This window comes from Streptomyces sp. NBC_00597 (genome assembly GCF_041431095.1).
In the GTDB taxonomy this organism is placed as follows: domain Bacteria; phylum Actinomycetota; class Actinomycetes; order Streptomycetales; family Streptomycetaceae; genus Streptomyces.
This window is the reverse complement of sequence record NZ_CP107758.1, coordinates 396,729-420,157: the sequence shown is the minus strand read 5'-3', so window position 1 is coordinate 420,157 and position 23,429 is coordinate 396,729. Positions and strand designations below refer to the sequence as shown.

Here is a 23,429-nt window from a genome sequence, read left to right as displayed (position 1 = left end):
TGAGTTCATGACAATGCATCAGTCAGCCGTCTACCCCTCGGTGATCGAGGCGGTCGAACTACCCAAGATCATCCATATAGGCGGCAACCTCTACGCCGCCGCGTTCACCCTGATGAAGCTCCTCCCCGCCCGCCACATCATCGACAGGGCCATCGCCGCCGGGGACCTCGCACCGGGCACGCCGGTCATCGAGACGTCCTCCGGCACCTTCGCCCTCGGACTCGCCCTGGTCTGCCGGCAGCGGGGCCTCCCGCTCACCATCGTCGGCGACCACTCCATCGACGACGACCTGCGCAACCGCCTGGAAATGCTCGGAGCCGAGGTCGAACTCGTCGAGGACCACGGGCAGCCCGGCGGCATCCAGGGGGCGCGGCTGGCCCGAGTGGAGGAGCTGCGCCGGGCCAGGCCGGAAAGCTTCGTGCCGCAGCAGTACACCAACCCCGAGAATCCGGCCGCCTACGCCTCGGTGGGCCGACTCGTCTCCCGCACCCTGGGAGCCGTCGACACCCTCGTCGGGCCCGTCGGCTCGGGGGGATCCACGTGCGGCATCGCCTCGACCCTGCGCGCGGACACGCCGGCGCTGCACCTGATCGGCGTCGACACGCACGGCTCCGTCATCTTCAAGGCACCGGAGGGCCCTCGGCTGCTGCGGGGCCTCGGCAGCAGCATCGTCCCGGGCAACGTCGTGCACGCCGCGTACGACGAGGTCCATTGGGTGGGCCCCGGCGAGGTCTTCCACGCCACCCGCGAGCTCTACCGCCGCCACGGCCTGTTCATGGGTCCGACCAGCGGTGCCGCGTTCCTCGTGGCCTCGTGGTGGGCGGAGCGCAATCGCGACTCAACGGTCCTCGCGGTACTCCCGGACGAGGGGTACCGCTACCAGTCCACCGTCTACAACGACGCCTGGCTGCGCGGCCAGAACGCCCTGCCCGCGCGGCCCGCCGGCGGTCCCCGCCTCGTGGAGCGGCCGGGTGAGGGCGACGGGAGCTGGTCCAGGCTCCTGTGGAACCGCCGCACGTACGACGACGTCGCCGGCGCCTCCACCGGCCTCCAGACACAAGGGAGCTCCACGTGACACAGCCCGTGCTGCTGCTCGTCGAAAGCAACACGACGGGAACGGGACGCCAGTTCGCTCGGCAGGCGAGGGCACTGGGCCTCCAGCCCGTCCTGCTCTGCACGGACCCCGGACGCTACCCGTACGTGGCCGAAGACGACGTGCGCGCGCTCGTCGTCGACACGGCGGACGACGCCGCCGTCCTCACCGCCGCCCGACACCTGTTGGAGCAAGCTCGAATAGCCGGGGTCACGTCCAGCTCCGAGTACTACGTGGCCACGGCCGCCGCCACCGCGCGCGCCCTCGGCCTGCCCGGCCCGGACGCCGACGCCGTACGGGAATGCCGCGACAAGGCACGGCAGCGACAGCGGCTGCACGAGGCGGGCGTGGCCGTCCCGCGCCACGAGCGGGTGCGCAGTGCAGACGGGGCGCGGGCCGCCGCTCACCGCATCGGGTACCCCGTCGTGCTGAAGCCCGTCCAGGGTTCCGGCAGCCTCGGCGTGCGGCTGTGCGCGGACGCCGAGGAGGTGTCGGCCCACGCCGCGACCCTGACGGCCGCCGCCGTGAACGAGCGCGGCGTCGCCGTACCCCGGGACGTCCTCGTCGAGGAGTACCTGCGCGGCGCCGAGTACTCCGTCGAAGTGTTCGGACACACGGCCGTGGTCGTCGTCGCGAAGCACCTGGGCCCGCTGCCGGACTTCGTCGAGCTGGGTCACGACGTCCCGGCCCCGATTCCGGCAGACGCTGCGGCACTGCTCCGGGACCAGGCCGTGCGCGCGGTGAAGGCCCTCGGACTCGGCTGGGGAGCCGCACACGTCGAGCTGCGCATGGACGGCGACGACGTCCGCGTCGTCGAGGTCAATCCGCGGCTGGCCGGCGGCATGATCCCGGAGCTGGTCCGCCACGCCCTCGGCATCGATCTGGTGGCCCGCCAGATCGGGGCCGCCGCCGGCGCTGACGTGAGCGACACCCCGCCGGCCGCGGGCAGGACGGCCGCGATCCGCTTCCTCACCTCAGACCGCCCGGGCTTCATCGCCGACCGCACCCGGACCGAGCGGGCCCTGGAGACGGCCCGTTCGGCACCACACACCGAGACCGCCGTGCTCTACCGCGCTCCCGACGATCCGATCGAGCCCGCCCGCGACTTCCGGGGCCGGCTCGGCCACGTCATCGCCTCCGCCGCCGACGCGGCCCTCGCCGGGGCGTCCGCCGACGAAGCACTGCGCGAACTGGCCGGCGCGCTCCGCCCGGCGCCCGAGGGGGCACGGGGATGAGCGCCGAACGCACCACAGACGCACCAGCCGCGGCGGCGCGACCCGGCGTGGACACCGGAAGGCTGAGCACCGGGCTGAACGACGAGGCCCACGCGATCGTCTACGACCAGTACCTCTCCCCCGACGACGTGGCCGACGGGCTCGGCGAGGAGCTCCGCCTCATCAGTGAGGTAGACCGCGCCCACCTGGTGATGCTCACCGAGCGCGGGATCGTCGAGCCGGCCCACGCGTCCGCCCTGCTGCAGGCCATCGACGACCTGCGCCGCTCCGACTTCGCCGCGGTACGGGCCAGGCCCATGCCCCGGGGCGTCTACCTCGCGTACGAGGGCCTGCTGACCGAGCGGCTCGGCGAGGGGATCGGCGGCGTGATGCACACCGGCCGCTCCAGGAACGACCTCAACGCGACGACGGCCCGGCTGCGCGGCCGTCGGCACTTCCTGCGCCTGGTGGACGCGACCGAGGCGTTCGCGGAGACCCTTCTGGACAAGGCCGAGGAGCACGGGGCCGTCGTCATGCCCGCGTACACCCACGGGCAGCCCGCAGTCCCCATCACCTACGGGCACTACCTGGCCGGCGTGGGCTGTTCCGTGCTCCGCGCGCTCGAAGACCTGCTCCACGCCGGGCGGGAGCTCGACGTCAACCCGCTCGGCGCCGGAGCCGTCGGCGGCACGTCCGTGTCCATCGACCCGGAGCGCACGAGCGTCCTGCTCGGGTTCGCGGGCCCGGCCCGCAACTCGGTCGATGCCGTTGCCTCCCGGGACTTCGCGCTCAGGCTGCTGGCCGCGGCCTCGGGGCTGGGCGTCACCGTCGCTCGTGTCGCCCGGGACCTTTCGGCCTGGACCTCCGAAGAGGCCGGCCTCGTCCACCTCGCGGACGACCTGGTGGGCTCCAGCTCGATGATGCCGCAGAAACGGAACCCGTTCCTCCTGGAGCACGTCCAGGGCCGCGCGACCGCGAGCCTCGGCGCGTTCACGGCGGCCGCCTCCTCGATGACCACCGCCTCCTACACCAACGCCATCGCCGTGGGCACGGAGGCACTGCGGCACACATGGCCCGGGCTGGGGAACGCGACGGACGCCGTGACCCTGCTGCGGCTCGTCGTGCACGGCGCCGAACCGGATGCGGAGCGCATGCTGCGGCGCGCCGTCGAAGGCTTCACTCCCGCCACCTACCTGGCCGAGCGCCTGGTCGCCACGGGGATGCCGTTCCGCAGTGCACACCACCTGGTGGGCAAGACGGTCGTGCGCGCCCTGGACACGTCCCGGTCCTTCGCCGAGGCCGCCCGTGACGTTCCGGAGATCGCCCGGCTGGCGTCCCGCCACGGGGTGGACGACTGGCTGCATCCGGCAGCTGTCGCGCGGGCCTGCGCGTACGGCGGGGGACCCGGCGGCGACTCTACGGCCCGCGCCGTGGCAGGACTCCGCGCCGATCTGGAGAAGGCTCGGGCCGGGTCCGAGGAGCGCCGGACACGATGGGCCGCCGGCGCGGCCGCGCTCGACGAAGCGGTCGCGGGACTGGTGTCACCACTGCCGGGCGCGCCCGTCCCGCCGTGAGGCGCCCGGTCGGCGCCCGCCGTTGCCGCGGGTCGGGCGACACCGGCCGAGGACCGGCTCGGTGCTCCCGACCACGGGCGCGCGGCCGCCCGGTCAGTGGCCGGCGGCCTTGACCAGGGCCACCGCCGTACCGATGGCTGCGTCGACGGCTCCGCCCAGCAGTGACACCACCAGCCCGCTGCCCATCCGTACCCCGCCGAACCAGCCCCAGGTGAACAGCGAGGCCACGTTCACCCAGGCCGCGGTGAGCAACGCGGTGTGCAGCGACATGACCACGAGCGCCGCGAGCAGGATCAGGAACAGGGGTCCGGCGGCCGAGAGCAGGAGCGGGCTGGACACGTACAGCATCTCCAGCAGGTCCCGCCCGTCGCTGCCCCGCCGGTGCACCACGCGGTGGGCCTGGCCATCGGCGACGAGGGAGGCCAGCCAGAGGCCGAGCGCCGTCACGGCGACCGACAGGGCGACGTCCCCCGGCTGCGCGTGCGCCGAGTACGCCAGCCCCACCACGACCGCGATCATGGTGATGGTGGCGTACAGGCGTTCCTTCAGCCGTGCCGCGGACAGTCGGACGTGGTCCGGGTCCTCGCCGTCCCAGGCGGGTGGGCAGCCGTGGGGTCCGTGCGGCCGCGGTAGGGCGCGCGGTCACGGCCGTGGCCCTGCCGGGCCAGGGACGTCCTTCGCCCGGACCGGGCCCGGCCCCGGTGCGCCCCGCCCGGCATCGACGCAGGTCGGGACGAGCCGGACCCACCGGGCGCTGGTCACCCCTTCCGGCTCCGCTTCCGGAACCGGGACCGCCTCGGCGAGGGGACGCAGTGCTGACTCCGCGACGTCGTACCGTCAGCGGCCATCGGACTGCGCGGTCGGCCGGCCCGCTCGGTCAGCTTCTACGCGCAGCTTGAGAGCTCGCTCGGCCGGGTCGTAGCTCGGTCCGACACCCTCGATCAGCAGCAAGTCGCCTTCGACGTGGTCGGTACGCAAGTGCAGGATGGCCCTGTAGGCCGGAGAGTCGTACCAGGCACGGGCTTCGGTCAGGCTGGGGAACTCGATCAGCACCATGCTGCCGGGCCACGTCCCCTCCACGACTTCGGCCGGCGGACCGTGGATGACGAAGCGGCCGGCGAAGGGGCCGAGGGTTGCCCGGATGCGCTCCAGGTACTCGATGACGTCGGAGTGGTACCGGCGGCTGCGGAGATGGGCGAAACCGTAAGCGGGCATCACGGGGCTCCTTCGTTCCGGGGGGATGACCTCGAACGTAGCCGGGGCGGCTGGGCGTTGCGATGACCCCGGAGGTAATTGCCACCACCCCGAGGAGACCTCTCGGCGGGTACGGGGGGTGCCGCGCCGTTCACGAGGCAGAGATCAGGGACTGGCTGGTGACCAGCTCCCGGTAGGGGGCGCACCCGTCCATGAGGGCGCCGTGCGTTCCTGCGTCCACGAGGGTTCCGGCGGCGAGCATGATGACGTGGTCGGCGTTCTGCACGGTCGAGAGGCGGTGGGTGACGACCAGGACGGCCCGGGTCGCTGCCATGTCGTCCACGACCTGGCGGAAGCGCTCCTCGTTGATGCTGTCCATCTGGGACGTGGGCTCGTCCATCAGGACGATCTCCGCGTCGGTGAGCAGGATGCGTGCGAGGGCCAGGCGCTGCCGCTGGCCGCCGGATAGGTCGTTCTCGCGGCCCAGCACGGTGTCCAGGCCGTCCGGCAGGGCCTCGATGTCCTCCCGCAGTCCCACGGCGGCCAGGGCCTCGGCCAGTTCGGTGTCGGAGGCGGTACGGCCGCGCCCGAGCTGAAGGTTGTCGCGGACCGAGCCCTCCAGCAGGGTGAACTGCTGGTCCACGTATGCGATGCGGCGGCGCAGGTCGTCGAGGGGCCAGTCCCCCACGGGGTGTCCGAGGACGGATATCCGGCCCTCGTCCGCGTGTACGAAGCGGTCGATGAGGTTGAGGGCCGTCGTCTTTCCCGCTCCGGAGGGACCGACGAAGGCCGTCAGGCCGGTACGCGGCGCGCTGAATCCGAGCCCGTGGAGGGTCGTCGTACCGGTGTAGGAGAACGACACGGAGTCGAAGACGACCGCCGGTGCACCCGGTACCGGCTCGGGGCGGGGCGTTCCCGGGGCCCTGTCGTCCGATTCCTGGGGCAGGGAGAGCAGTTCCTCGAAGCGCACCCGGGCGGCGAGGCCGGCCTGCAGGCGGCCGATGCCGGTGGCGACCACCGTAACCGGCCCGACCAATTGCAAGAGGTAGAGGAGGAACGCCGCGAAGTCCGGCGCGGACAGCTTGCCGTCGGCCATCCGGGCACCTCCGCCGATGATCACCGAGACCAGGGCGACCTGCTGTCCCAGCCCCATGACGGGAGCGATGAACGACTGGAGCCGGGCTCCGGTCATGGAGGTCGAGGTGAGCTGCCGGGCGTCTTCGCCCAACCGGTCGGCCGCGCCCTGCTCGAAGCGGTAGGCCTTGATGGTGGTGAGTGCGGAGAGGTAGGTGGTGAAGCGCTGGGCGAGTTCGCCCATGGCGCCCTGCTGTTCGACGACGTTGCGCTTGACGCGGACCAGGACGAAGCCGATGGCGATGCCGGCGACGGCGAAGGACGCGATGCTGATGAGCACCAGCGCCCAGTCCAGGAACGCCATGACCGCCAGGGTGGCGACGACCGTCAGGACGGCGAGCGGCAGCTGTACGACTCCGACGTCGATGACGGCCCGCAGCAGGATGGCGTCCGAGGTGATGCGGGCCACGAGGTTGCCGACGCCCTGGGCCCGGAGCGTGGCCAGGGGCAGCCGCAGCGCGTGCGCCATGACACGGCGCCGCAGTCGGAGGATCATGTGCTCGCCGACCCTGGCCAGGAGGTAGCCCGAGACCGCCAGCGTCACCGCTGCGGCGAGCGCCGCACCCGCCATCACCAGGATGGGGTGGACGATGGCTTCGTCCTTGGCGAACGCGTCGATGACGTCCTTGACGATCAGCGGCACGGCCAGGGTGCCGGCCGTGGAGACCAGGGCCAGCAGCAGCGCCACGGCGAGCATGCCCCGACCCGAGGCGAGGATGTCGGCGCCGATGCGGACCTTCGCCTCGGTCCGGCTCGTGGACCGCCGCACCTCAGCGCTCCGCCGCGAGCGTGACCAGGGTGACCGCCTCGCCGAGGCCCAGACCCGGAACGGCCTGGCGCAGCTTCTTGATGGTGCGGGCGCTCGTGTCCCCGGCAGGGACGCCGGCTTCGTCGAGGTACTGGCGTGCCCAGCGGACCTTGATGTCGGTGTCGCTGCGGCGGTGCTCGTCCAGCAAGGACAGGGCACGGCGCAGCCCGGGGGCTTCGGACGCGTCCGCGGTGGCGACGGCCTGCTCGATGGCCGCCCGCACGGGGTCGAGGTCGTGGAGGACGACGAGGTTGATGCCGTGGGTTTTCACAGGAGGCTCCTTCGGGAGGTGAGTGGCAAGGACAGCGGGGGCGGGGTGCCGTGCGGGCGGGGTGCCGTGCGGGCGGGGTGCCGTGCGGGCGGCCCGCCGGCTCAGACGCCACCGTCGAGTGCGGCCAGCCCGTCGGTGTCGATGTAGCGGGCCGCGGTCCGCGCGTAGAGTTCCAGCTCGGGGTGCCAGCCCACGTACGCGGCGAAGTCGTGGGCGTGGGTGAGCATGCGCAGTGTCGCCGCCCGCCCCGTGACGACGGGGTCGACGGGGACGCCGTAGCCGGCGAGCAGCGCCGCCGGCAGCTCGGAGAGGATCGGCCGTGGCACGAGGCGGTGGACGGCCGTCATCCGCAGTTCCAGCAACTCGCCGAGCATCCATCCGAGATCGAATCCGGACGGACCCAGGGCCAGTTCCTCCCCGGTGAGCAGGGCCCCGCCGATCGGTCGCGGGGCGCCCCCGGCCGGGTGTCCCTCCTCGTCCGTGGAGTGCGGGGCCGGGTCCGCCGGGAGGACGAGGGAGCCGGTGCTCGGGGCGCCGTGCAGGAGCGTCGCGTCCGGACCGGGTCGGCCGAGGTCGTGGCACCAGTCGCGGACCGCGGCCCAGCGTGTCGCGCCGACGCTGTCACGCAGCAGTGCGTGCATGCGGGCGGCGGCGCGGGGGCCGCGCCCGCTGTCCATCCAGGCGGCCAGGCGGGCCGGTCCGATCGGGCCGCCGGTGGCGCTACCGGGCGGTGCGGGGTGGGAGTGCAGCAGCCCGAGCACCTTGCCCACGGACCGGAAGGCCCCGGCCAGGCGCTCGCTGCTGGCCGGTGAGGGCTCCGACCACAGCACCTTGGCCGCCGTGATCGAGCCCGGGACCGCGTAGCGCAGTCCGATGTCGGCCACGGTCGGCAGGCTGAGGGTGAGGAGGTCCGGGCGGGGCAGGGACGCCAGGTGGCTCCGGGCCTGAGCGGACGGCGCCGTGAGGGGCGTCGGCCGGTCCGGACCGGCGCCGCGCGTCCACACGAACGTGCCGTCGCCGAGGCGGTGGATCGTGGTGCGCTGGAATCCGGTCGCGAACATGTCCACGAGGACGGGCTCTGTCACGGGGTCGACTCCGTCCGCTTGCTCCGCTCGGTGACGTCCGTAGCGTCCGTGCCGTCCGTGCCGTCCGAGGCGTTCGCGCCGTCCGAGGACCCGCCCGCGGCGGCGGCCCGTAGCCGTTCCGCGGCCAGCAGGACCTCGGGGAGTGGTGCTGCGGTCGCCGCGTCGGGCTTGCCGGTGGTGATGCTCACCCCGGGATGGGGAGGGACGACATGGACGTTGGGCCGCCGTTCGAGGGCCGCCATGTGGGACTCCCACGCGGCTGAGGCCAGGGCTCCGGGCGGCAGGGCCGGGGCCAGCACGATGGGCGCGCGGGTGCACTGCAGCGCAAGGAGTACCGGGGTGTCGGCCACTCCGAGCGCCAGGCGGCTGGTGAAGTGGAACGTGGCGGGATGCACGATGACGGTGTCCGCCCACTCGGCCATCTCGACGTGGGCCGCGGACGTCTCCGGTTCCTCGCCCCAGGAGTCGAGTTGTGGAGTGTGCCCGGCGAACACCGAGAGGGCGGTCGGCGTGACGAACTTGGTCGCGGACCGGGTGATGACGGTGCGTACGGCCAGTTCGGGGTAGGCGGAGCGGAGCCAGTGCACCCACATGGGCATGAACATCACCCCGAGGGAGCCCGTACCCACGTAGAGCAGCCGTCGGGCGGTGAACCGCGGTGCCGCGGCGGGGTTCTCATGCACGGCGGCCGTCCACCGCGGCGAGGATCTGCTGCATGTCCGTCATGGCCGCCCCCATGCCGAGGGCGGTGTAGACACCACAGACGTTGAGGATGACCTCGCCCACGCCCGCCGCTCGGTACTGGTCGAGGCCGTCCGCGATCTCCTCGGGGGTGCCGGCGACGAACGTGCCGGAGGAGACGAGCAGCGCCGCGCCGCCCTTGGTGTCCGCCGGGTCGGCCGGGACGCCCGCTTGGCGGAGCATGTCGGTGTAGTGCGGGCTGCCCAGGTGGGCGTAGGCCGCGGAGTGGGCTATGGCCTCGATGTCGCGGCCGGGGCGGCGCACCGCCACGTGGACGACGGTCGCGACACGGGGAACGGGGCGCTCGGCCTGCGTCGCCCCCTGCTCCAGGGCGGGAACCAGTGCCTCCTCGATGAACCGGGGTGGGGTCAGCCAGGTGATGGCGACATCGGCGACCCGACCGGCCGCGCGGGCCATGGCCGGCCGCAGGACCCCGAGCCCCAGCTCGACCGGGGGCGCGTCCATGAGCGGCAGCGCTCCGTGCGTGCTGTGCTCCAAGCCGTCGGTGTCGGCGCCGACCCGGCTCTCGATCAATTCCCGCATCGTGGTGATGTACTGGCTGCTGACGGTGACGGGCTTCGGCATGGGGGCGGAGCGGACCATGCGCTGGAATCCCTCCCCGCCCGGGCCGATGCCCGCCACGAACGGCAGCCCGGACAGTTGGGCGACGGAGCGGGCCTGCACCGCCGCGTCGTACGGATGGCGCAGACCCGCCAAGGCCACCGAGGTACCGAAGGGGATGCGGATCCCCGCTCCCGCGAGGGCGGCGAAGACGTGGTGCGTCTCGACGCCCAGGGACTGCCCGAGCCACAGTCGTCCCGAGCCGCGCCGTTGAAGCAGCTGGGCGAAGGGGATGACCTGTGCGACCTGTGTGGGCTGGACGGGAAAGACGATGCTCGTGGTGTGCGGGGAAATCACAGGACCGTCTCCGTCTTCGAGGGGATGGGGGTGTCGCCGAGGACGACACCGTGGAAGTCGTCGGGATCGAAGAAGCGGCCGGCCGCGGCGGCCACGTCGTCTTCGGTCACCGCGGTGAAGTCGTCCAGGATGCGGCTGATGCGCTCGGGCTGTTGCCCGGTGGCCAGGGCTAGCATCAGGCTGCCGGCCCAGCCCTGCTGGGAGGAGGTCGCCAGTGCGGTCATCCCGGTGACGAAGCGCCGGGCCGCCTCGATCTCGGCCGGGGTCGGCGGTTCCTGGGACATGCGCCGCAGCTGCGCCCGCAGGTGGTCGAGGGTCCTGCTGCCGTGCTCCGTGGCGGTGTCGGCCTCCACCGCCACGACCAGCTGGTCGAGGTGGTCGCGGAAGACCGACTCGCACCGGTAGGCCAGCCCGTGCCGTTCGCGCACCTCAGCGACCAGGCGCGAGGAGAAGTACCCGCCGAAGACGATGTTGGCGAGGGTCAAGGCCGCGAACCCAGGGTCGGTGCGGGCGAGTCCGGGGCGGGCCAGGCGGATCTGGGTCTGTGTCGCGCCCGGTCGGGGCACCCGGGCGATGGTGCGGTCGCGCAGGTGTGGGAGCAGCGGCCCCGTTGCCTCCTGCGTCGTCGTGCCGACCGCTTCCCACTCCGCGAAGGCTCGCGCCGCCTGCTCCACGGCCCGGTCGGGGTCGAGATCGCCCACCAGGATCAGCGCCGCCCGGTCGGGGCGTACGCACCGGTGGTGGGCCAGGCGCACCTGCTCGGGGCCGACCGCGGCGAGGTCCGCCTCACGCGGCACGTCCTGCATCTGCGGCAGCGGCCCGTAGAGGTGTTCCACCAACGCCTCGGAGGCGATGAGTTGGGGCTGTGCACGCGTGGCGGCGAGCTGGCCCCGGGCGCGCACCGTGACCGCGCGGACCACTTCGTCGGTGAATCGGGGACGTGTCAGGGACCGGGCCAGGACGTCCAGTTGCAGCGGGAGGACCGAGCTGGGGCCGGAGCCGGCGACGCCGAGCCACCGCGCGGAGCGGGAGGCGGACAGAATGCTTCCGGACGCGGCCAGACCGTCGTCGGCCCGGCCGTGCTCCCCGGGCGCGGTGTGCCCGAGCAGCGACGCGGCCAGCACTTCCTGGACGGCCGCATCGGCGAACGATTCCACGTGGAGCGGGATCGCCAGCCGCAGCTCCGTCATGGGGGTGGAGGCGTGGCGGGCGGCTATGACGCGCAGCCCGTTGTCCAGGCGTACGTCGGCCAGCGGGGGCAGGGCGACCGGGACGGGGGGTCCGATCGGGGGGAGCACGCTGTTGCGGTTCACCGGTGGACTCCCGTGGAGGTGATGAGGGACAGCACGGCGCGCTTGCCCCTCGTGAGGTGCGCTGCGGCGGAGCGGATGTCGTCGGCGGTGACGGCCGCGAGCAGCGGGGCCAGGTCGTCGACGAGTTCCGGGGCCCCGAAGAGCAGCTCGTAGGTGCCGAGGGCGCGGGTCCGTACGCCGAGGTTGTCGAACCCCCGCCAGGTTCCGGCGGAGGCCAGCGCCCTGCCCTCCGCGAGCTCCTGCTCGGTGGGGCCGTTCGCTGCCAGGTCGGCGAGTTCGGTGTCGAGGACGTCGAGGACCGTGTCGACGGGTGTGGTGCGCGGGTGCATGGCCAGGACCACCAGGGTCTCGGGGGACCGGGCGCGCAGCGGGCCGAACAGTCCGCAGCTGCTGCTGATGTCCGTGATCAGCCCGGTCCGGTGGGCGGTGTGCCGTTTCAGGCGGGCGGAGTCCCGTCCGGTGAGCAACTGGGACAGCACCATGTGACTCAGGTACCGGGGCAGCGAAGCCGCCGGATCGGGCAGGCGGTAGCCGAGGGCGGTGGCGGCGAGCACCGCATGCGGGTCGTAGTGTTCGCCCCACAGCTCCCCGGCCGGCTCGGGCTCGTCGAGGGCGGGCGGCGCGGGGCGGGGGCGGGCCGGGATGCGTCCGAAGTGCCGGTCCGCGAGGTCCAGGGCTTGCCGCGGATCGACGTTCCCGCAGATGGTCAGGACCGCGTTGGCCGGGGAGTAGTACGTTTCGTAGAACGCCTGGCACTCCTCCAGTGAGGCGGCCTCCAGGTCTGCGAACGTGCCGTAGCCGTTGTGGGCGTTGCGGAACTCCCGGTAGAGGACCCCCGGCAGCACGGTCCAGGGGAAGCCGCCGTAGGGCTTGTCCGTGACCGACTGGCGGATCTCCTCCTTGACCACGGCGATCTGGGTGCGCAGCGTCTCCTCGGTGATGCGCAGGGCCCTCATCCGGTCGGCTTCCAGGAACAGCAGCCGGTCCAGCGCCGATGCGGGCAGCACCTGGTAGAAGTCGGTGTAGTCCTGGTGGGTGGAGCCGTTGGCGGTCCCGCCCGAGGCCTGGACGTGGCGGAAATGATCGGCCGGCCCGACGTGTTCGCTGCCCTGGAACATCACGTGCTCGAAGAGGTGCGCGAATCCGCTCCGGCCCGGGAGTTCGGACCGGAATCCGACGTCGTAGTGGACGGCGACGCCTACGGACGGCATGCCGGTCAACGGCTGCACCACGATGCGCAGGCCGTTGGACAGTGTTGAGCGGATCACAGGGGCGCGGGACATGTCGGCACTCTAGGAATACGCGCCGGGGGCAAAGTAATGCCGTCCGGTGCGTTACTTTCCCCGGGAGAAGCGGGCGCGGCCGACGGCGGTGCGGCTGGCGAATTGCCGTACGGACACGGCGCACGCACGGGAAAACTTACTCCGATACTTTGCCCTTGCCGGGATCCGTGGAAAGTGCCTACCGTGCCGCCGCGTGACAACAATCCAAGGAGCTCCCATCAAGGAATCCGCGCCGACCCGGTCCCGTTACGCCCCCGCCGATCTCGCCGGTGTCCCGGAAGTCGCGGCGCTGCTCGGCACGCTCGGTCTGGGCGCGTTCGACCCGGACGACGTGACGGCCCGGGTGGGCCGCAACGACAACTGGGCCGGTACGACGACGACGGGCGCACGCGTCTTCGTCAAGCGGCTCAGGGGCCCGGAGCCGGCCGAGGCGCGCAGCCGGTACGACCGCATCCTGGCCTACGAAGCCCTGGCCGCCCGCCACCCCGGATCGGCCCTCATCGGTCCGTCCCTGCTCGGCTCGGACGCCGACGCGATGGTCGTCGTCTTCGAGCTCCTGGAGGACGCCCGTTCCGGGTCCGAGCTCAACGCCGACGACGCGTTCGACGAGGAGTTGAGCCACCGGGCCGGACGGCTCACCGGCGAGCTGCACGAACTGCCCGCGGACGCGGACCTGCTGGACACGACGCCCCATCCGATGCCCCCGCTCCATCCGCACAATGCCGTGTCCCTGCGGGGCCTGGTCTCCTCCACGTTCGGCGAACTGGAGACCTGGAGGCTGATCCAGTCCGACCGGAAGGTCGTCGACGCCCTGCACCGGCTGCGCGCCGCCGAGGCCGCCGTGGAGGACCTCCGGCCGATCCACGGGGACCTGAGGCTGGACCAGTTCCTGCTGACCCCGCAAAGGCTGCTCCTGACGGACTGGGAGGAGTTCCGCCTCGGCGACCCCGCGCGGGACCTCGGCGCCGTCATCGGCGAGTGGCTCTACACCGCCATCCACGGCATTCCCCGCTCCATCGGGGACATGCCCGGGTTCACCTTCGACCAGCAGACCTCCCACGACGAGATCCTCGAACACGGGGTACGGGAACTCGACCGGCTACGGCCCCGGATGCGTTCCTTCTGGGACGGATACCGCTCCGTGCGCGGCGCGGCTGCGGACGACGGGCTGAGGATCCGTGCCGCCTCGTACGCCGGATGGCACATGTTCGACCGCATGCTCGCCACCGCGATGGTCGGTGGACGCGTGATCGCCGCCGACCGGGCCAGTGCGGGCATCGGGCGGACCATCCTGCTGGCGCCCGAGAGCAGCACCGACATCCTGGGACTGGGAGATTCACTGTGATAACGACGACCACCGACGCCCTCGCTCCCGCTCTCGTACGGACCGCCCAGGACATCTCCGTCTCCTCCGACGGACTGAGCGCGACGGTCGGATCGGAGTCCCTGGAGGCGGACACGCCCGGCAAGCTGGCGGGCAAGCTGTCGCAGACCCTGTACCAGCTGGTGCACACGGGCAAGGACAGGGCGGACACGACCCGTCCACGGAGCCTGCGCGATCCGGAGTTCGACCGCCTGCTGACCGAGGCCATGCCGCACTCCCACACGCTCGCCGAAGCGGTCGTCCGGGAACGGACCGATGACGGCATGCTCGTGGCGGAGCTGGGCGGACTGCGCGTCCTCTTGCCCGCGGACACGCTCGTGGGCGAGCCTCCCGCGAAGCTGCCGGGCGCCGCGGCGGTACGGCTGCCCGCGGCACGGCCGGCCCTGTCCACCGGGTTCTTCCTGACCGACGGCTCGGCCGGCACGGGTGTCGGCCGAGGGACACAGACCCTTCGCGTCTACGTCCACGTCACCTCGGCCGAGGCGGCGCCCCGGGTGTGGAACGCGGTGCTGACGTACCTGGAGGAGAGGCGGCTGGTGTATCGGGCGAAGATCACCTCCAGTCCCCAGCTGTTCCCGCGGCGCGACGCCCTCGTCGTCTACCTGCCCCCGCAGAGCTGGTCGGCCGTCCGGGGGATCGGGGCGTGCGTGTCCGGTCTCGACGGGGTGGGTCCGGACACCTCGCCGTTCGCCCACCAGGTGGTGCCCGGCGTCGCCGTCGCATGGGAGCCCCAGGACTCCCGTCCCGGGATGCAGGGCCTGAGCTTCGGTGAACACCGCAGCGGTGCGCTGGCCCAGGCCATGGTCAAGCACCGGGTGCGGCCCGACGGCATCGGACTGGAGGACACGATGCAGGAGGTGTTCTGGGACGCCGGGATCGACCCGCTGGCGCCGGCCCGCAACCTGGCCTCGCCGCCGCTGCCCGACCTCGGGCTGCTGTAGGCCGCCGCGTGCTGCGGTGTCCGACCGCGCCGGCAGCCCTGCGGATCCAGGCGGTCCTGAGCCTGCTGTCCCGTACGGAGCCCGCCGAGGCGCTCTGCCGGCGGTTGCGCGTGTGCTCCCCGTGTCTGGAGAAGTGGGCCGATGCGTTCTTGGCCCACGCCCTCCAGGGCCTGACGTCTGCGGGCGCTCCGGTGGACCGGTACGAGGTGCTGGCCAAGGAGGCTGACGCCCTGGCCCGAGGGCTCGACGAGACACGGACAGAACTAGAGGTGTGGGAAAGGCTGGTCCGCCGCGCGGCGAGCAATTGAGACGATCACGAATATCGATGAAAGGGACCCGTGGGCACGGGTCCCTTTCTCGTGTCCGGGAATGGCGGTGGCACCGGGCGCATCGAAAGTCGTGTCGGACGTGATTTGTTGTGGCGTCCGGAAGAACGTGCAGCTCAGGGCTTTGCGGAGAGAACCAAGCGATAAGTTTCCGGCTTCTTTGCGAGGGGCTCGCGTGGTCAACTGATTCCGCAAAGCCCATTCCGATGCACATACGAGAGAGGCCAGACATGAACGCCACTCAGCTGATCGCCGGTTACACCGCTTACACCACCGCCGAGGAGTTCGGCGCCACCGCGCAGGGCGACGCCCCGGCGACCACCCCGTCGATCCTCAGCTTCATCGACATTTCGAGCGCCGCGTGCGGTGCCGCCGTCAGCGCCGTCAGCGCCGCCTCCGTGGGTGCTACGGCCCACGTCGGCTGCTGACCAACCACCCCACTCACACCTCAGGAGCAGTTTCATGAACGCCACTCAGCTGATCGCCGGCTACACCGCTTACACCACCGCCGAGGAGTTCGGCGCCACCGCGCAGGGCGACGCCCCGGCGACCACCCCGCTGACGGTCACCACGGTCTCCTCGCCCGAGTGCACCGCGTTCTCGGTCAGCGCCGCGAGCGGTGTCCTGACCAGTGTCTCCATCACGCACGCGGCGGGCTGCTGACCCACCGGGTACGGGGTGGAGCCGCCGAGGGCCATTCGGCGGCTCCACCCCGCCGTCCCAGACCATGTTCTCCGGAGCCGCCGTGCTCCCCACGCGAGAGGATCGCGTGGGGGCACGGCGGCTTCGGCGCGTCCGGTCCCGGGCACCAGAGCGAGCGTACGGTCCCGATGCCCGGTCCGGGTACCCGGTCCGCAGCACCCGGTTCAGCCGAGGTCGGCGCCACGCCCCCTGGCCTGATCGGCGATCTGCTGCAAGGCCGAGAGATGGCCGGCGAGGTTGCGTCGGCCGGTACTGGTCAACGTCAGCCAGGTGCGGGGGCGTTTGCCCACGTACCCCTTCCGCACCTCGACGTACCCGGCGGCCTCCAGCGCCGTCACGATCTTGCTCAGGGCCGAGTCGGACAGGTCCAGCCCGTCGCGCACCGCCTTGAACTCGGCCTCCGTACAACTGGACAGGAAGGCGGTGACGGCGAGCTTGCTGGGGTGCTGGACGACCGCGTCCAGTTGCGGCAGCGGATCCGGTCTGGTCACGCCGCGGCGCCGTTCCTCAAGCGCGCCAGCTGGAGCCAGGCAAGTGCTCCCAGACCGAGCCCGGCGACCGCCAGGCAGCCCACGACGCCGGCGAACAGCGCCCCGACGCCACCTGCGACGAACGGCAGCAGCGCCGGAAGCTGACGCAGCGTCCGCTCGCGCGGGGTCCCCGCGGGAGCGGGCACCACACCGCCGGCACGGACCGTCGAAGCAACGGCGAGAAGGGCGAGAACAAGGCAGATGACGGCTGCGGCGACGAAGGCCGGTTCATCCCGATATTCGTACGCGAGACCGAAATTGACGAACCCTCCGGCGAGCAGCAGGCCTGCTACCGGGGGTAGCCAAGAGGGCATCGGGCGGGGGGCGCGAGCTGCGCGCCTTGCCGAACCGGCCACGGTCAGAGCCGAGTTCGCCTCGTCTGGAGTGGGAAGCTTTTCCATGCTTCCACTCTCGCATCTACTTTCCAGGCAGGCAAGTTGTTTCTCGGACGCGTTGGTTTGCAGTCGGGACGGGCGCTCCATAGGCTTGAACTTGATCAACAAGGGCGACGACCACCTGCGCTCCGGGCACGTCCCGACGCGGGCGCCCGGACGGACCGCGCGATGGGGGATCTTTCATGGACGGGGCCTGGAGCCTCGGGGAATCCGCGGGCGAGCACCCCTCGCCGGCACGGGCCGCGAACGGCCACCCGCCCTCCAGGAGAACAGCCATCCGGGGTCGCTCCCCTACGGGCGACCCTGCGAGGTTTTGACCAAAACTGCGATGCAGTGACAGCAGCCCGCGGCGCCTTCTTTCAGACTCGGCGCAGCGGGCCGTTCACCCTGTTTGAAATCAGACACGCGCCCTGCAGGGCCCTTTCGATTCTTCCTCAGATCTTCCTCAACGCACTTGCAGGCGGGGGGAGAACGTAAACAAGATGTGTCGCACATGATTCGTTGTCGGGTCCGCGGCACCCGCAGGCGGACGGCACTTCACGACAACGACGCAGACCGGGGGAGACGATTTCTTCGTGCCAAGGCCACCCGTAATACCTCCAGAGGAGAAGGCCAAGCTTGTCCTGACCGTTCTATCCGGCGGCCTCTCCGTGTCGCAGGCAGCCAGCAGTGTCGGGGTCTCGGAACAGGCCGTCGGCAACTGGAAGCGGCAGTTCATCAGCTCCGGAACTCAGGGACTCGAAGGCGGAGTCAGCCAGAGCAGCGAGCGGGAGCGCCGCCTGCTCGCCCAGATCACGGAGCTGAAGACGGCGCTCGGCGAGGTGTACATCCAGCTCAGGGCCAGGCGGAACGCAGTGGACCACCACGCGGTCCCTTCCCGGACCTCGACGCCGTACGGAGCGAATGCGGGCTCAGCGTTTCGAGGTTCTGCCAGATCATCGGCATAGCCCGCAGCACCTATGCACAAAGGCGTCTGACCCACGCCAACAGCACATCAGCACGAAATTTCTCCACGGGGGACACGTGAAAGCCCACCAAGCATTGCTTGAGTTAGAAGGAATCTCGAAGCGTTACGGCGACCACGCCGCGCTCGAAAAAATGGAATTCAGCGTTGGAGCCGGGGAAGTATTCGGCTTCGTCGGCGGCAACGGCGCCGGCAAGACCACGACCATGCGCATCATCATCGGGGTACTGGAAAAGGACGCCGGAGACGTCCGATGGAGCGGACGCCCCATCGACGCACGGACCCGGACCTCATTCGGCTACATGCCGGAAGAACGCGGTCTCTATCCCAGGATGACCGTCGGCAACCACCTCGAATACCTCGCGCGGCTGCACGGGATGGACCGGCACGCCGCCCGCACGGCCATGCGCACGTGGACCGAACGGCTCGACATCGCCCAGCACCGCGACCGCGCGGTCGACTGCCTCAGCCTCGGCAACCAGCAGCGCGTGCAGCTGGCCGCCGCCCTGGTGCACGACCCTCAGTTCCTGCTCCTCGACGAACCGTTCTCCGGCCTCGACCCACTGGCCGTCGACACCATGAGCAGCGTCCTGCGGAGCAAAGCGGACGAGGGCGTCCCCGTACTCTTCTCCAGCCATCAGCTCGACCTCGTCGAGCGGCTCTGCGACCGCGTCGGCATCGCGAGCAAGGGCACGATGGTGGCCTGCGGCACCGTGGAGGAACTCCGCGCCGGGGCCGACAACAGCATCTACATCGAGGTCGACGACGCCCCCCGCGACTGGCCCGCCTCCCTCCCGGGCGCCGGTGACCTCGCCACTCACCGGCAGGGTGCAGGAATCGTCCTCGGTCTGCCACGCGGCTTCGACGAGAACCGACTGCTGCACCACGCAATGACCCTGGGACGCGTCGTGGCCTTCCACCGCCAACGGCCTTCCCTCACGGAGCTCTTCCGCTCCGCCGTCACCGACGAGCCGGAGGAGGCGGCATGAGCCAGGCAGTGAAAACGCCGGGCACGGCATCGGCGCGCACCGCGGTGTGGCTGGTGACCTGCCGGGAGATCGCCGCCCGTGTCGGCACCCGCTCCTTCGTGGTGGGAACCCTGGTGAACATCGGAGTCATCCTCGGGCTCCTCTTCGCCTTCGGCTCCCCGGACGGCGAGGACCCGCCCGTCATCGTGGTCGCGGGCGCGCCGGTGGCGGCCTTCGCAACGGGAGCGCCGAGCAGCGGCGCACCACGGTGGGAGAACGCCTCGGACGCCGCCGACGCCCGCCGGAAGGTCACCGACAAGGACGCCGACGCCGCCCTGGTCACCGACGGCGACCACACGCAGCTGGTCCTCCGTCACAACACCCCGTCCGCAGCCCGCGACGCAGCGGCCGCGGCAGCGGAGCGCTGGGCCACCTCCCGCGCACTCCAGCGGCAGAACGTCGACGAGGGACGGATGCGCGGTCTCGTGGCCGAGGCCCTTCCGGCCGCCGAACTCGTCGGCGACCCGGTGCCGGGCGGAGCGGGGCTCGGTGCAGCCCTCGGCGTCGTGACCATCTTGTTCTTCCAGCTCTTCGGCTACGGAATGACGGTCGCCCAGGGCGTGGTCGAGGAGAAGTCGACCCGCGTCGTCGAGGTCCTGCTCGCCACGCTCACCCCGTTCCGCCTCATGACGGGCAAGGTGCTCGGCATCGGCGCGGCGGCGCTCCTCCAGACCGCGCTGTTCGGAGCGTCAGTGATCGTCGCGGTCCGCTTCGGGCACGTCCTGCCCGCGACGTTCCCCGCGACGGTGACGATGGCTGCCGCCGTGGCCTGGTTCGTGCTGGGGTTCGCCTTCTTCGCGTTCCTCTTCGCCGCAGCCGGCTCCCTCGTCTCGCGTGCGGAGGAGGTCTCGGGCGCCGTGATGCCGGTCCTGATGGCGACGATGGTGCCGTACGGTGTCGCGGTCGCCGCTGCGATGGACCTGACGGCCCCGTGGGTGGGCGTCGTCCAGTACGTTCCGCCGTTCTCGATGCTGATCATGCCGTTGCAGGTGAGCGCGCACGCCGCGGGGTGGACGGAGAACCTGGCCGCGGCCGCCTTGATGGTCGTTGCGGCGGCCGGCCTCGCGGTCGGCGCGGCGCGTGTCTACGAGCGGTCGATCCTGAGGATGGGATCGGCCATCCGCTGGCGCGTCGCCCTGCGCGGCCACCGGGAGCCCGTAGCCGATTGACGCAGTGCAGGTGCCGTACTGCACCGGGCCGGTGGCCCGGGGCAGTACGGCGTCCCACGCCGACCGGTCGGGATCGAGGCCGGCTTGCGCCGCACACCCCCTGGGGCGTGCGGCGCTAATGCCCTTTCATCGGTCACCCGGACTTCGCACATGACGTGGGGCAGGGCGGCGAGCGCCGCCGCACGCCACATCGCGGCGATCTCCCAGAGATGGACGTGATTCACGACCGCTTCGACCCCTTCGCCGTCGCCGCTCGTCACCGAGACGAACGGTGTGGAATCAGGGAACGGCCAGGTGCAGATCACGTGCACACGCCGCAGAAAGCTTGTGGCCATGGCCACAAGCACGACTGGTTCCCTCGTTGGTGGTGACGGCTGCGAGCCCTGCTGCCGCTGCGGCCCGGTCGGCGATCCGCCGCTGGACCTCCTGACGGCAGGGCGCGTTCGACCTGTACGCCAAGCTCTGTGCGCGGCTCACGCCCAGGGCAGGGTGCGCCAGGGGCTGGCGGGGGCGGTGGTCAGGACGCGGTGGGTGGCGAGCACCGTCTCGTACCACTCGCCGAACTCCTCCTCGTCGAAGTGGAGGCAGCGGCCGAGGACGTACGCGGCGGAGAAGTCCTCCCACGAGCGGTAATTGGCGTGGACGAGGCGTCCGGCGTGGACCACCGCCGTCTGCGCCTCCGCCGGCGTGCACAGGCGGGCGCCGAGGCCCCAGCGAGCCATGCCGGAGGCGCGGCCGTAGTCCCACGCCTCGACGCTGCGGACGTAGCCGTCCTCGGGCAGCAGCCCGTCGGCGCGGAAACGAGCTTCGTAGCGGGTGATGCGGCCGATCAATCGGTGCACCCCCGCCACCTGGCCCTCAAGCTCGGAGGAGGACACGGGGCTGCCCTGGGTGACGCCGTCCGGGGTCAGGCGGGGGTCCGCCGCCGCCTCGGCGCGGCGGCGCACCACGTTCTCGGCAGTCCGGCGCCAATGGTCGACCTCGACCGGGCCGGCGAAGTCCAGGGCCATGCCGCGGCGCAGTTGCAGGACGAACTCCCAGACCCCGCTGACCATGTCGGCCGCGAGTAGCCTGCGCTGACTGTCCTGCCACTGCTCGCGGGTGGTGACGCCCCACCACCGCTCCAGGGTCCGCTTCTCGTCGCTGTAGCCGCAGCCGTGGTAGGCGATGGAGTTCCAGAAACGGCCGTTGGCCACGGCGATGTGCGCGCCGGCCGCCAGGCCGAACGCGACCTGGCCCGTGAGGGGTCCGCCCTGCTCCAGGGTGTGGATGGTGTCCCGGGCCAGGCCGTGGCTCTCCACCGCGTCGTAGTGCCGCTGCCACAGCTGCCGGCCTTCCGGCCCGGCGGGCAGCACGCCCTCGCAGGGGCTGCCGGGGTTGACGACGAGGTACGGGGGGTCGTGCGGCTCCCACACCTGGGCGAACCAGCCCAGGGTGTAGCCGTTGTAGACCGGGTCGGGCAGCGGCTCCGGCAGCATGCCGGCCGTGTAGACGGCCAGGCACATCGTCTGCGTCTGGGGGTTCCAGTACGGGTGGAAGCGGCTGCTGCCGGAGGCGGCGTCGACGTAGGCCCGGGACTGCATCATGTACAGGTCCGCGTGGGCCACGAGATCGTAGTAGGCGGGCCAGTCTCCGCGCGCCTTCGCCTCGTACAGCCCCCGCTCGATCGCGCTCGGCGCCCGCCAGGCCTGCTCGCTCTGCCAGACCGGCAGGGCTCCTCCCCCGTGACCCGTTGTCAACCCCATGGGAAAACCCTAACCGGCGGGCACCCCTGCAACGGACCGGGCCGCGGCGGACGGCGCGCAGCGCCCGTAGACCTCGGTGCGGGACGGCAGCGCGGTCAGGCGTCGGGGTGACTGCCCGCCCATACGGCGGGGGTCCGCTGCGCCCAGGGAGCGGCCTGTTCCAGTTGTCCGGCGAGGCGGAAGAGGACGTCCTCGCGGCCGTATCCCGCGGCGAACTGAATGCCGATGGGCAGTCCGGTGGCCGGGTCGGTCTCCAGGGGGACGGACATGGCGGGGGTGCCCGCGACGTTGAACGCGGCGGTGAAGGGCGAGCGGTGGAAGAGCAGCCCCAGCCAGCCGAGACCGTCGGCGCCCTCGGCACCCTCGGCGTACGTGCCCAGGGGGACGGGCAGTTCGGGCAGGGTCGGGGTGAGCAGCAGGTCGTAGTGGGCGAAGTACCGGCCGATCGCGCGCGCGACCGTGTTGCGCATCGCTAGTGCGTGGACGAACTCGGCGCCGCTGACCTGCTGTCCGTAGGCGTAACTGGCCAGCATCTCGGGTTCGAGAGTGGTGGAGTCGACGGGTCGCTCGAAAGCCGCGGCGAAGCCGTCGATCCACGTCACCAGATTGGCGCTCCACAAGCGGGCATTGGCCAGGGTGAATTCCTCCCAGCCGACGCCGAGGTCGACCTGGACCTCTTCCACCCGGTGCCCCAGGGACTCGGCGAGTCGTGCGCAGCGGAGCGTGGCGTCGACGACGGTGGCGTCGACGGCCCGGCCGCCCCAGGGCCGCGTGAGGAAGCCGATCCTCAGGCTGCCCGGGGAGCGGGTGATCTCCTGCGCATAGGGCCGCTGCGGCTGCGGGGCGACATAGGGGTCACCGGCCTCGGGGCCGTGGACGAGGTCCAGCAGCGTGGCGCTGTCGCGTACCGAGCGACTGAGGACGCCGTGGACGGCGAGCCCGTTGAAGACCTCGTCCGCGTCGGGGCCCATGGAGATCCGGCCGCGGGTCGGCTTCAGCCCGAACAGACCGTTGGCGGCGGCGGGGACGCGTATGGAGCCCGCCGCGTCGGTGGCATGGGCGATCGGGACGATGCCCGCGGCGACGGCGGCTCCCGAGCCGCCGCTGGAGCCGCCGGGGCTACGGGTCGGGTCCCAGGGGTTGCGGGTGGCGCCGTACAGGACGCCTTCCGTGGTGGTGCTGTAGGCGAACTCCGGAGTCGCCGTGCGTCCGAGCGTCACCAGCCCGGCGCGACGGAAGCGCGCCATGAGCGATGAATCGGCCCCTGCGACGTTTCCTGCGGCGATGCGGCTGCCCAGCTCCATCCGCTTGCCGGACATCGCGACGGCGAGGTCCTTGATCAGGAAGGGCACCCCCGCCAGCGGCGTGCTGCCCGGAGCCGGTGCGTCCTGTGCGGGCCAGGTCTCGACGACGGCGTTGATCTGCGGATCCACCGCCTCGGACGCCAGTTGGGCGGTCGAGGCGAGTTCCGCGGCAGTCACCTGGCCGCGAGCCACCAGGTCGGCCAGGCCGACGCCGTCGTAGTTCACGTACTCGGAGAGCTTCATTTCCGTCCGTTCAGGAGAGTCGACACCGGGCACCAATACCGCTCGGTACCTCACGAGACCGATCGGTATC

At 71.6% G+C, this 23,429-nt stretch carries 24 protein-coding genes; 11 read left to right on the top strand and 13 right to left on the bottom strand.

The genetic code is table 11. The annotated features are described in order from the left end of the window. Positions 1-7 precede the first annotated feature (7 nt). From OG974_RS31720 to argH, 3 genes are read left to right on the top strand one after another with little or no spacing between them, the layout of a single operon-like run. Positions 8-1,075 carry a cysteine synthase family protein gene (locus OG974_RS31720; protein WP_327286340.1) on the top strand — a complete coding sequence of 356 codons (1,068 nt, stop codon included), beginning with the start codon at positions 8-10 and terminating at the stop codon, positions 1,073-1,075. Further along, a complete protein-coding gene (locus OG974_RS31715; protein WP_329316860.1) occupies positions 1,072-2,328 on the top strand; it encodes an ATP-grasp domain-containing protein in 1,257 nt (418 codons plus the stop codon). The genes OG974_RS31720 and OG974_RS31715 overlap by 4 nt, the downstream gene beginning before the upstream one ends. After that, on the top strand, positions 2,325-3,881 hold the full coding sequence (argH, locus tag OG974_RS31710; RefSeq protein WP_329316858.1) for an argininosuccinate lyase: 1,557 nt from the start codon (positions 2,325-2,327) through the stop codon (positions 3,879-3,881). Before OG974_RS31715 ends, argH begins: the two co-directional genes overlap by 4 nt. A 93-nt stretch (positions 3,882-3,974) precedes the next feature. Here the strand turns inward: argH and OG974_RS31705 are convergent, their stop codons facing one another. The 9 genes from OG974_RS31705 to OG974_RS31665 all read right to left on the bottom strand — a co-directional run bounded on the left by OG974_RS31705 (position 3,975) and on the right by OG974_RS31665 (position 12,628). Next, positions 3,975-4,400, bottom strand: a complete 426-nt coding sequence (locus tag OG974_RS31705) for a hypothetical protein (protein ID WP_329316856.1) — start codon at positions 4,398-4,400, stop codon at positions 3,975-3,977. A 318-nt stretch (positions 4,401-4,718) separates the two neighbouring features. Next, positions 4,719-5,096 carry a DUF1330 domain-containing protein gene (locus OG974_RS31700; RefSeq protein ID WP_327286336.1) on the bottom strand — a complete coding sequence of 126 codons (378 nt, stop codon included), beginning with the start codon at positions 5,094-5,096 and terminating at the stop codon, positions 4,719-4,721. 130 nt (positions 5,097-5,226) lie between these two features. Further along, positions 5,227-6,978, bottom strand: coding sequence for an ABC transporter ATP-binding protein (locus tag OG974_RS31695; protein WP_331730010.1), 1,752 nt, complete (start codon positions 6,976-6,978; stop codon positions 5,227-5,229). 1 nt (position 6,979) lies between these two features. Continuing rightward, positions 6,980-7,288: a hypothetical protein gene (locus OG974_RS31690; protein WP_327286334.1), complete on the bottom strand. Its 309-nt coding sequence runs from the start codon at positions 7,286-7,288 to the stop codon at positions 6,980-6,982. 101 nt (positions 7,289-7,389) lie between these two features. After that, the gene (locus OG974_RS31685) at positions 7,390-8,373 is read right to left on the bottom strand and encodes a hypothetical protein (protein WP_329316852.1); all 984 of its coding nucleotides are present in this window, start codon (positions 8,371-8,373) and stop codon (positions 7,390-7,392) included. Continuing rightward, the gene (locus tag OG974_RS31680; protein ID WP_329316850.1) at positions 8,370-9,056 is read right to left on the bottom strand and encodes a flavoprotein; all 687 of its coding nucleotides are present in this window, start codon (positions 9,054-9,056) and stop codon (positions 8,370-8,372) included. Before OG974_RS31680 ends, OG974_RS31685 begins: the two co-directional genes overlap by 4 nt. After that, the gene (locus OG974_RS31675) at positions 9,049-10,032 is read right to left on the bottom strand and encodes an LLM class flavin-dependent oxidoreductase (RefSeq protein WP_327286331.1); all 984 of its coding nucleotides are present in this window, start codon (positions 10,030-10,032) and stop codon (positions 9,049-9,051) included. Before OG974_RS31675 ends, OG974_RS31680 begins: the two co-directional genes overlap by 8 nt. Next, the gene (locus OG974_RS31670; RefSeq protein WP_327286330.1) at positions 10,029-11,345 is read right to left on the bottom strand and encodes a pitrilysin family protein; all 1,317 of its coding nucleotides are present in this window, start codon (positions 11,343-11,345) and stop codon (positions 10,029-10,031) included. The genes OG974_RS31675 and OG974_RS31670 overlap by 4 nt, the downstream gene beginning before the upstream one ends. Beyond that, positions 11,342-12,628: a pitrilysin family protein gene (locus tag OG974_RS31665; RefSeq protein WP_331735206.1), complete on the bottom strand. Its 1,287-nt coding sequence runs from the start codon at positions 12,626-12,628 to the stop codon at positions 11,342-11,344. Before OG974_RS31665 ends, OG974_RS31670 begins: the two co-directional genes overlap by 4 nt. A gap of 193 nt (positions 12,629-12,821) precedes the next feature. Between OG974_RS31665 and lxmK the strand changes: the two genes are divergently transcribed. From lxmK to OG974_RS31640, 5 genes are all read left to right on the top strand, one after another. Beyond that, entirely contained in the window at positions 12,822-13,973 is a 1,152-nt protein-coding gene (gene lxmK / locus OG974_RS31660) for a class V lanthionine synthetase subunit LxmK (protein WP_329316848.1), read from the top strand. Then, positions 13,970-14,953, top strand: coding sequence for a T3SS effector HopA1 family protein (locus tag OG974_RS31655; protein ID WP_327286327.1), 984 nt, complete (start codon positions 13,970-13,972; stop codon positions 14,951-14,953). The genes lxmK and OG974_RS31655 overlap by 4 nt, the downstream gene beginning before the upstream one ends. A gap of 8 nt (positions 14,954-14,961) precedes the next feature. Then, positions 14,962-15,261, top strand: a complete 300-nt coding sequence (locus OG974_RS31650) for a hypothetical protein (protein WP_327286326.1) — start codon at positions 14,962-14,964, stop codon at positions 15,259-15,261. A 248-nt stretch (positions 15,262-15,509) separates the two neighbouring features. Further along, on the top strand, positions 15,510-15,707 hold the full coding sequence (locus OG974_RS31645) for an LxmA leader domain family RiPP (RefSeq protein ID WP_327286325.1): 198 nt from the start codon (positions 15,510-15,512) through the stop codon (positions 15,705-15,707). A gap of 34 nt (positions 15,708-15,741) precedes the next feature. Next, complete coding sequence (locus tag OG974_RS31640) at positions 15,742-15,942, top strand: LxmA leader domain family RiPP (RefSeq protein WP_327286324.1); 201 nt, start codon at positions 15,742-15,744, stop codon at positions 15,940-15,942. A 203-nt stretch (positions 15,943-16,145) separates the two neighbouring features. On the opposite strand, the gene OG974_RS31635 is transcribed toward OG974_RS31640, so the two are convergent. Together OG974_RS31635 and OG974_RS31630 are read right to left on the bottom strand one after the other, a co-directional pair. Beyond that, the gene (locus OG974_RS31635) at positions 16,146-16,472 is read right to left on the bottom strand and encodes a transcriptional regulator (RefSeq protein WP_331729992.1); all 327 of its coding nucleotides are present in this window, start codon (positions 16,470-16,472) and stop codon (positions 16,146-16,148) included. Beyond that, entirely contained in the window at positions 16,469-17,014 is a 546-nt protein-coding gene (locus OG974_RS31630; protein ID WP_371647232.1) for a hypothetical protein, read from the bottom strand. Before OG974_RS31630 ends, OG974_RS31635 begins: the two co-directional genes overlap by 4 nt. A gap of 467 nt (positions 17,015-17,481) precedes the next feature. On the opposite strand from OG974_RS31630, the gene OG974_RS31625 reads away from it, so the two are divergent. The 3 genes from OG974_RS31625 (at position 17,482) to OG974_RS31615 (ending at position 20,067) form a co-directional block, all read left to right on the top strand. Further along, positions 17,482-17,853 carry a transposase gene (locus tag OG974_RS31625; protein ID WP_327286321.1) on the top strand — a complete coding sequence of 124 codons (372 nt, stop codon included), beginning with the start codon at positions 17,482-17,484 and terminating at the stop codon, positions 17,851-17,853. A 151-nt stretch (positions 17,854-18,004) separates the two neighbouring features. Further along, a complete protein-coding gene (locus OG974_RS31620; protein WP_327286320.1) occupies positions 18,005-18,859 on the top strand; it encodes an ATP-binding cassette domain-containing protein in 855 nt (284 codons plus the stop codon). Next, positions 18,856-20,067 (top strand): ABC transporter permease, encoded by a 1,212-nt coding sequence (locus OG974_RS31615; protein ID WP_327286319.1) that lies wholly within the window; start codon positions 18,856-18,858, stop codon positions 20,065-20,067. The genes OG974_RS31620 and OG974_RS31615 overlap by 4 nt, the downstream gene beginning before the upstream one ends. 473 nt (positions 20,068-20,540) lie before the next feature. Here the strand turns inward: OG974_RS31615 and OG974_RS31610 are convergent, their stop codons facing one another. Both OG974_RS31610 and OG974_RS31605 read right to left on the bottom strand, forming a co-directional pair. Further along, positions 20,541-21,812, bottom strand: a complete 1,272-nt coding sequence (locus OG974_RS31610; RefSeq protein ID WP_327286318.1) for a DUF1266 domain-containing protein — start codon at positions 21,810-21,812, stop codon at positions 20,541-20,543. Between the two features lie 95 nt (positions 21,813-21,907). After that, positions 21,908-23,359: an amidase gene (locus tag OG974_RS31605; RefSeq protein ID WP_327286317.1), complete on the bottom strand. Its 1,452-nt coding sequence runs from the start codon at positions 23,357-23,359 to the stop codon at positions 21,908-21,910. Positions 23,360-23,429 lie beyond the last annotated feature (70 nt).